At 46.2% G+C, this 8,519-nt stretch carries 7 protein-coding genes; 2 read left to right on the plus strand and 5 right to left on the minus strand.

The window, feature by feature from the left end; all coding sequences use genetic code 11:
• Nucleotides 1-179 precede the first annotated feature (179 nt).
• Entirely contained in the window at nucleotides 180-1,457 is a 1,278-nt protein-coding gene (glyA, locus tag ABQ275_RS26635) for a serine hydroxymethyltransferase (RefSeq protein ID WP_349316197.1), read from the minus strand.
• A 131-nt stretch (nucleotides 1,458-1,588) separates the two neighbouring features.
• Here glyA and ABQ275_RS26640 point away from each other — a divergent pair, with 131 nt between their 5' ends.
• Both ABQ275_RS26640 and ABQ275_RS26645 read left to right on the plus strand, forming a co-directional pair.
• Entirely contained in the window at nucleotides 1,589-2,581 is a 993-nt protein-coding gene (locus ABQ275_RS26640; RefSeq protein WP_349316198.1) for a sugar phosphate nucleotidyltransferase, read from the plus strand.
• Nucleotides 2,582-2,607: 26 nt separating this feature from the next.
• Complete coding sequence (locus ABQ275_RS26645; protein ID WP_349316199.1) at nucleotides 2,608-3,543, plus strand: nitronate monooxygenase; 936 nt, start codon at nucleotides 2,608-2,610, stop codon at nucleotides 3,541-3,543.
• On the opposite strand, the gene ABQ275_RS26650 is transcribed toward ABQ275_RS26645, so the two are convergent.
• From ABQ275_RS26650 to ABQ275_RS26665, 4 genes are all read right to left on the minus strand, one after another.
• On the minus strand, nucleotides 3,544-4,854 hold the full coding sequence (locus tag ABQ275_RS26650) for an ABC transporter permease (RefSeq protein WP_349316200.1): 1,311 nt from the start codon (nucleotides 4,852-4,854) through the stop codon (nucleotides 3,544-3,546). It abuts the gene before it with no gap.
• Between the two features lie 22 nt (nucleotides 4,855-4,876).
• Nucleotides 4,877-5,821 (minus strand): ABC transporter ATP-binding protein, encoded by a 945-nt coding sequence (locus tag ABQ275_RS26655; RefSeq protein WP_349316201.1) that lies wholly within the window; start codon nucleotides 5,819-5,821, stop codon nucleotides 4,877-4,879.
• Between the two features lie 56 nt (nucleotides 5,822-5,877).
• A complete protein-coding gene (locus ABQ275_RS26660; protein WP_349316202.1) occupies nucleotides 5,878-7,437 on the minus strand; it encodes an FAD-dependent protein in 1,560 nt (519 codons plus the stop codon).
• A 140-nt stretch (nucleotides 7,438-7,577) separates the two neighbouring features.
• The gene (locus ABQ275_RS26665; protein ID WP_349316203.1) at nucleotides 7,578-7,964 is read right to left on the minus strand and encodes a DUF3127 domain-containing protein; all 387 of its coding nucleotides are present in this window, start codon (nucleotides 7,962-7,964) and stop codon (nucleotides 7,578-7,580) included.
• Nucleotides 7,965-8,519: the final 555 nt, after the last annotated feature.

Here is an 8,519-nt window from a genome sequence, read left to right on the forward strand (position 1 = left end):
TTTAGTGTACTACTTTACTAGTACACTACAAATATAATGATCTTTCTGAAACATCCAAATAAAAGACCAGGATTACCAGGATAAAAAAAGATTAGCAAGATGGGCGTTTTGTTCAATTGTTTTTTATAAACAACAAAACATCCATCTTGCTAATCTTTTTTTATCCTGGTAATCCTGGTCTATAGTTCGGGATACAGCGGAAACTGTTGCATGAAAGTATTTACTTCTCCTCTTACTTTAGTAATAAGTGCTTCGTTATCCGCATCCAGCAGCACCTGATCAACCCAGTCAACGATCTGGCCCATATGGGTTTCGTTGAGGCCACGGCTGGTGATAGCCGGTACACCGATACGGATACCGGAAGTAACAAAGGCAGATTTATCATCAAACGGTACCATGTTTTTATTGACAGTGATATCCGCTTTTACGAGTACTTGTTCTGCTTTTTTACCGGAGATATTTTTATTACGGAGATCGATCAGCATCAGGTGGTTATCTGTACCGCCGCTGATGATCTGATAGCCTTTGCTGACAAATAGTTTCGCCATGGCCTGTGCATTTTTCAGGATCTGTTTGGCGTAAATATCGTAGTCATCTGACAGGATTTCAAAGAAAGACACCGCTTTTGCAGCAATCACATGTTCCAGCGGACCGCCCTGGATACCAGGGAATACAGCAGTGTCAATGAGAGAGCTCATCAGGCGGGTTTCGCCTTTTGGTGTTTTCAGTCCAAACGGATTTTCGAAATCCTTGCCCATGAGGATCATACCGCCACGGGGGCCACGCAATGTTTTATGGGTAGTAGTAGTAACGAAATGACAATGTTCAAACGGAGAATTCAGCAATCCTTTGGCAATGAGGCCGGCAGGATGTGCAATATCAGCCATTACAAAAGCGCCTACCTGGTCAGCAATTTCGCGGATACGTTTGTAATCCCAGTCGCGGCTGTAGGCAGAAGCACCACAAATAATCAATTTGGGTTTTTCCTGGTGGGCCACTTCTTCCATTTTATCATATTCTACGAGGCCGGTTTCCTTGTTAACGCCGTAGAAATGAGGCTGGTAGAGCTTTCCGGAGTAGTTTACTGCAGAACCGTGTGTGAGGTGACCGCCCATGCTGAGATCCAGTCCCAGGATCTTGTCGCCTGGTTGCAGGATAGCCAGCATTACAGCGGCATTGGCCTGTGCACCGGAGTGTGGTTGTACGTTGGCATAAGCAGCCCCAAATATTTGTTTAGCCCTGTCAATCGCCAATTGCTCGCTCTGGTCTACTATTTCGCAGCCTGCGTAGTATCTTCTGCCAGGGTAGCCTTCGGCATATTTATTCGTCATCACATTACCCATGGCCTGCATTACCTGTAAGCTGGTAAAGTTCTCAGATGCGATCAATTCTATGCCATGGCGCTGACGCTCCAATTCCTGGCGGATAATATCAAATATTTGCTGGTCTCTTTGCATGATGCCTTAAAATTTGGTGCAAAAATAAAATAAAGCCTGATCAATTGCAATTCGTAATCCGTAATTCGCAATTCTTCTCAAAATTGTCCTATTTTCGCCGCATTCGGAGCTCATCCTAACTACAACGTACAATGAAGGCAATAATACCAGTGGCTGGTGCGGGCACCAAACTTCGGCCACATACATATACACAACCCAAAGCACTGATTCCTTTAGCTGGCAGAACGATCCTCAGTATCATTATAGATCAGCTGGTAGAGGCCGGCATCACGGAATTTGTATTTGTGGTAGGCTATCTTGGTGAAAAGATCCAGCATTATGTTGAAAGTAAATATCCGCAACTGACCTGTCATTTCGTACAGCAAAACAGCCGCGAAGGCACTGGTCATGCGATATTACTGACACGCGAGGTAGTAGCCAACAAAGAAATACTGATTGTTTTGGGAGATACGATCTGCGAATGTGATTTCAAAGAAGTGATTGCCTCTCCTTATTCTGTGCTGGGCCTGAAGAAGGTAGATGATCCGCGCGATTTTGGTGTAGCCGAACTGGATGAAAACGGAAAGATCACAAAAGTTGTGGAGAAACCACAGATTCCTAAGTCGAATCTCGCACTGGTAGGGCTTTACAAGATCAAGGAAAGCGCGCAACTCTATGATTGTCTGCAAGCCAATCTTGATAACCATGTAAAGTCACATGATGAGTTTCAGCTCACGGATGCGCTGGAATGCATGATCCAGCACGGTGTACGCTTCAATGCGTTCCGGGTAACCAACTGGTTTGACTGCGGACGTAAAGACACCCTCCTCGAAACAAATGCTATTCTGCTTAAAAAATATAAACTGGCCAGCAGCCCGGTATTACCGTATGAAAATACGATCATTATTCCACCGGTAAGTATAGGTGAAGGATGTAATATCAAAAATGCGATCATAGGTCCCAACGTAGCCGTGGGAGATAATACGGTGATCAACTACTCCATTGTGAAAGACTCTATTATCGGTTCTTTCAGCAACCTGTATGAAGTCGTGCTTAAATCTTCCCTGATCGGTAGCGATGCCAATATCCGCGGACTTAGTCAAAGTCTGAATATAGGAGACAATACGGAGATTGATTTAGGGTAATCCGTAATTATTTTATATTCGTTGGTATGAACCGGATCTCCAGTCTCTTCAATATCCAATATCCGATTATCCAGGCAGGGATGGTGTGGGCCAGCGGATGGCGTTTAGTCAGCGCCGTTAGCAATGCGGGCGGCTTAGGCCTGATAGGCGCCGGCAGTATGTATCCCGATGTATTGCGGGAGCATATTCTAAAGTGTAAAAAGGCTACAGACAAGCCTTTCGGGGTAAATATACCTTTGTTATATCCTGATATAGATCAACTTATTCATATTATACTGGAAACCGGTGTGGGCATTGTTTTTACTTCTGCCGGCAATCCAAAAACCTGGACACCGGTGCTGAAAGCGGCCGGCGTGAAAGTGGTACACGTAGTATCCAGTTCCACCTTTGCTTTAAAAAGTGAAGCTGCCGGCGTAGATGCTGTAGTAGCAGAAGGTTTTGAAGCCGGCGGGCATAATGGCCGGGAAGAAACCACTTCCATGGTATTGATTCCTGCGGTATGTGAAAAGGTAAAGATCCCTGTGATCGCCGCCGGAGGCATTGGCTCAGGAAGAGCCATGACAGCAGCTTTCGCCCTGGGCGCCGAAGGCGTGCAGATCGGCAGCCGATTTGTAGCCACCCCTGAAGCATCTTCTCACATCAACTTTAAACAGGCTGTGGTAAACACCCGAGAAGGCGATACCATGCTGAGTTTAAAAAAGCTCACCCCCGTACGTCTCATTAAAAATCATTTCTACGAAGCCGTAAAAGCAGCGGAAGATCAGGGCGTAGATGCTGCCGCCCTGCAAATATTACTTGGCCGCGCACGCGCCAAAGCCGGCATGTTTGAAGGCAACCTGGAAGAAGGAGAACTGGAAATAGGCCAGGTCAGCGCACTGATTCACGACATAAAGCCTGCCGGGGAAATTGTGAAAGAAATATGGGAGGAGTTTGAAACAGTCAGAAAACAACTGGGAAAATAATCAACTCCGTTTCACCACCCACTTCATCGCTTCTTTCAACGTAATCTTCTTTCCATACATCAATATGCCGGTACGGTATATTTTACCGGCTGCCCACGTGGTAAAAATGAATCCGGCAATCAGGAAGGTGAAAGAGAGGATCAGTTGCCAATAGGGCACCGTTCCGGGCACGCCGTAGGGTAGCCGCGCCATCATCACCATAGGCGACGTAAAGGGGATAATACTGCCCCATACGGCCAAAGAACTGCCGGGATCGTGCACAGCTTTCATCATAATCATGATACCAATGATAATCGGCAAGGTGATGGGGAAGGTAAGCTGTTGTATATCTGATGCATCTTCATTGGCCAAACTGCCTACTGCTGCATACAGGGAAGAATAAAAAAGATACCCGCCCAGGAAATAAAAGACAAAACAGGTAAGCAGCAGTGACCAGTTGATACTGCCCATCACATCGCTGATACGGCGGAATGCTTCTGCCGCTTCCGCATTGTTGCCCTGCGCCATCGTATTACCCTGGCTGGCCGCCTGGATGCTTTCCGGCGAAATGAATAACGGGATGACCGCATAGATAACGGTGATCAGCACCCCCCAGATCAGGAACTGCAACAGTCCCACGGCGGCGATGCCGATGATCTTGCCCATCATGAGCTGAAAGGGTTTTACACTGGAGATCATCACTTCTGCAATGCGGCTTACTTTTTCTTCCATCACGCCTCTCATCACGGAGGTGCCAAACAGGAGCAGGATAATATAGATCGTGAATCCGCTGGCGTAGCCAACGCCATAGGCCACCCAGGAGTTGCCTTTCTTCTCATCACTCCCTGTCTTGAAATCCGCCGCCACATCAGATTTGATGGCATCGAGCTGGGATTTGTCGATACCCTGCAATTCCATGCGCTTTTTTTCAATGATATGGTTGATATCACTGTTGATATTACTTTCCAGCGTAACGCTTGCCTGGCCTTTGCTGAAGAATTCAAAGCCGGAAGGACGGTTAATATCAATATCAGGAATGTACAATACCCCGGAATAGCCCTGGGCTTCATAATGGAGCTTTAAGCTGTCCAGGTTTTCTTTTGGGAGATATTTGAAGTAAATGCCTTTAGCATCGGGGAACTGATTTTCAAACAGTCCGCTTTTATCTATTACAGCAATCCGTTTGTTATCGCTGGAATTGGTAGCAATAAGGATCGGTACGATGATCATGGCGGCAAATGCCAGTGGTACCAACAGGGTTACTACCAGGAAAGACCTTTTTCGTACGCGGGTAAAGAATTCTCTTTTTATGATGAGCCAAATTTTTTCCATAATCTGTATGATGGGGGAATGATCAGGCGGGCTGTTGTACAGTCGCTGTAGCAGCAGCTTTCTCTGTTTGCTGCACCTGGGTGATAAATACTTCGTTGATAGAAGGCAGGATTTCCTCAAAATAATTCACGGGTATGTCCTGGTTGATGAAATGCCGCAGGATATCGTTGGTACTGCTGTCTTCATTCATCTTCACGGTGAAAGCCTTATCATGTACGTGTATGATATTAAAATGATAGGTTGCCATCTGTGCCGCATTGGGCATCACGTCCAGCCCTATACGAAAGAGGCCCTGTTTAAAGTCCTGTTTGATCTGTTGTATGCTGCCGTCCAGTATCTTATGGCCCTGGTTGACCAGCATGATATGGTCACATATTTCTTCTACCTGTTCCATGCGGTGGGTGGAGAAAATGATGGTGGTGCCTTGTTTGCTGAGGTTGAATATTTCCTGTTTGATCAGATTGGAGTTGATGGGATCCAGTCCGGAGAAGGGTTCATCCAGGATGAGCAGTTGGGGATCATGCACGATGGTAGAAATGAACTGTACTTTTTGTTGCATGCCTTTACTGAGTTCATCCACTCTTTTGTTCCACCAGGAGGTGATTTCCAGTTTTTCGAACCAGTATTTTATTTTCTGTAAAGCATCTTTCTCGCGCAATCCTTTCAGGCGGGCGAGATAGAGTGTTTGTTCGCCTACTTTCATTTTTTTGTACAACCCTCTTTCTTCGGGCATGTAGCCGATATGCTGGATATCATTTTCCGGGTCAAATGGTTTGCCATTGAAAAGGATACTGCCCTCATCGGGATAGAAGATGCCGGTGATCATGCGCAGGAGGGTTGTTTTGCCGGCGCCGTTAGGGCCGAGGAGCCCGAATATGCTGCCTTGCTCAATGTCAAAGCTGATATCATCCACAGCTTTGTGGGTGGCATAGTGTTTTTTCAGGTGTTTGACTTCAAGTAAGTTCATGATGAAAAATTAATGATTAATCGTGAATAACGGATCATTAAATCACGTGGGTGAAGTTAGCCTAGTTTAGCTGCGATGGTGGCCGCTACGCGTTCTCCGTCCATGGCGGCAGACACGATACCACCGGCATAGCCGGCGCCTTCGCCGCAGGGGTAAAGACCGGGCAGTTGCGGATGTTCGAGGGTATCGTTGTTGCGGGGAATGCGTACCGGTGAAGAAGTACGTGATTCGGTGGCTACCAGTATGGCATCTGCGGTGTAGTAGCCTTTCATTTTGCGGCCGAAAGCCTTGAATGCACCGGCCAGCCTTTCGTGTACTACAGCGGGTAATACGCTGCGGAGATTGGTGCTGTTGACGCCTGGTACATAAGAGCAGTCGGGTAGTGAGGCGGAAGTTTTTCCGCTCACGAAATCGGTCATTCTTTGTGCGGGTGCTACGAAGTGGCCACCACCGGCTTTATAGGACTGTTGCTCCACTGCCTGTTGAAAGTACATCGCTGCGAGTGGGCCGTGGTGGGCAAAAGGAGCGAAGTCTGATTCATCAACGGTGACAACCATGCCGGAGTTGGCGTAAGGATTGTTTCTTTTGGAGGGCGACCAGCCGTTAACGACCAGTTCACCGGGATCGGTGGCAGCCGGTGCGATGATACCACCAGGGCACATACAGAAGGAGAATACGCCGCGGCCCTGTACCTGTTCCACGAGGCTGTAACTGGCTGGTGGCAGGTATTCGCCGCGCAGGTCGCAATGGTATTGGGCGCTGTCTATCAATTCCTGCGGATGTTCCACGCGTACGCCCAGTGCAAAAGGTTTTGCTTCCAGTAAAATGTTTTGCCGGTGCAACATGATAAATATATCTCTGGCAGAGTGTCCTGTGGCGAGGATCAGGTACTTGCCTTCGTGTACCTGACCGGAAGTGGTGGTGATGCCCGTAACAACGCCATTATTGATGTTGATGTCGCTTACTTTTTGTTCAAAGTGTACTTCACCACCGGCCGCAATGATCTGTTCGCGTATAGCGGTGATGATATGCGGGAGTTTGTTGGTGCCGATGTGCGGGTGTGCATCGATCATGATTTTTTCTTCCGCACCAAAATGCACGAATATGTTGAGGATGCGGTTTATATCGCCGCGTTTGTTAGAGCGGGTATATAGTTTACCATCGGAGTAAGTACCGGCGCCACCTTCGCCGAAGCAGTAGTTGGAGTCGGGATTTACTTCCCCTGTTTTATTGAGTGCGGCCAGATCGCGGCGACGTGCGCGTACATCTTTACCCCGCTCCAGTATGATGGGTTTTATCCCGGCTTCTATGAGCCGCAATGCGGCAAAGAGTCCGGCGGGTCCTGCGCCGGCAATGAGTACGCGGGGAGCATTGACAGGCAATTCATTATAAACGGGGTGTGTATGTTCGCGTTGCAGGAAAGGTTCGTTGACGAATACCAGGAGGGTGAGTACAAAGTATGCTTGCCTGGAACGAGCGTCTATAGAGCGTTTGAGCAGGTGAAAGCCGGTGATGTCTGCTGGTTGTATGCCGACTGCGGCAGCAGCATGTGTAATAATATGTGTATTACTGGCTGCATCGGCTGGCAGCAGTTTAAGAGAGATTTGTTGTTGCATAATGTGATTGTTAGGTAGTTATCCTAAAAAAAATACCAGGATTGTCAGGATAAAAAAAGATTAGCAGGATGGGTGTTTTGCTGTTTATAAAAAAACAAAACATCCATCCTGCTAATCTTTTAAATCTTTTTAATCCTGGTCTAGAAGGGGAGATCATCACCACCGTCATTACCAGGAGCTGGTGTTTGCGGGGTGTTGTAATTAGGCATTGGATCAGCGCCGGGAGCAGGAGCAGCCATCACAGATTCCATACGCCATGCATCCAGGTTGGTGATGTAGTTCACCTTACCTTCTTTTTCCCATCTGGTACCCTTGATATTGAAATAAACTTTAACGTTTTCTCCCTCATTAAACCGGTCAACAATACCTGTGCGGTCTTGTACCGACTGGAATTTAATGTAGTTGTTGATAACACGGCCATTGATATCATCAGATTTTTCGATAACGAACTCTCTTGTCTTAAAAGTTTCGCTACGTTGTACCGTGTTGTACTTCACAATCAGCTTTCCGGTAATTTCAAAACTCATAGAAAAATTATTTTAAATTCAGAAGCATCAAAGATAAGGTATTCACTGAAGTGCGTGCAAATATTTTTTAGCAATACTGTGCGCGCGGTTATATAAAGAATTAGTCCGGTAATTACTAGCGTGAAACACATTTTTTTAAATGGAGATACTAACATAGTTTTGCACCCTTCGCAGGAAAATTGTGAATATCTCATGGTTTTACTGTGAAGGATTTTTTTAGGAAGATGAGTTACGATATTATTTTATCAATTATATCTCCATATTTATGATAAAAAGGACAATGATAAAGGTAAAGGTGCTGTTAATCAACATGATTTATAGTACTGAAAAGCGTGTATCGTCAGTGCTGTAAAGCGTTGGCAGCAGGGCAATGAGAAGTAGTTACACACTGTAATCAGGAGAATATAAACAAGGGTAGATAAATTTTTTTTTTCAACATTTTCTACAGATATTCGTCATCCTGTCTGAAAATTTTTCAACATCCTGCGTTGAGGAATTTACGAATTCGAGAACTTAGCATCCTTAATTAAGAAACAACTAATTTTTTTTATCTCA

It is taken from the genome of Chitinophaga sp. MM2321, assembly GCF_964033635.1.
Taxonomy (GTDB): Bacteria; Bacteroidota; Bacteroidia; order Chitinophagales; family Chitinophagaceae; genus Chitinophaga.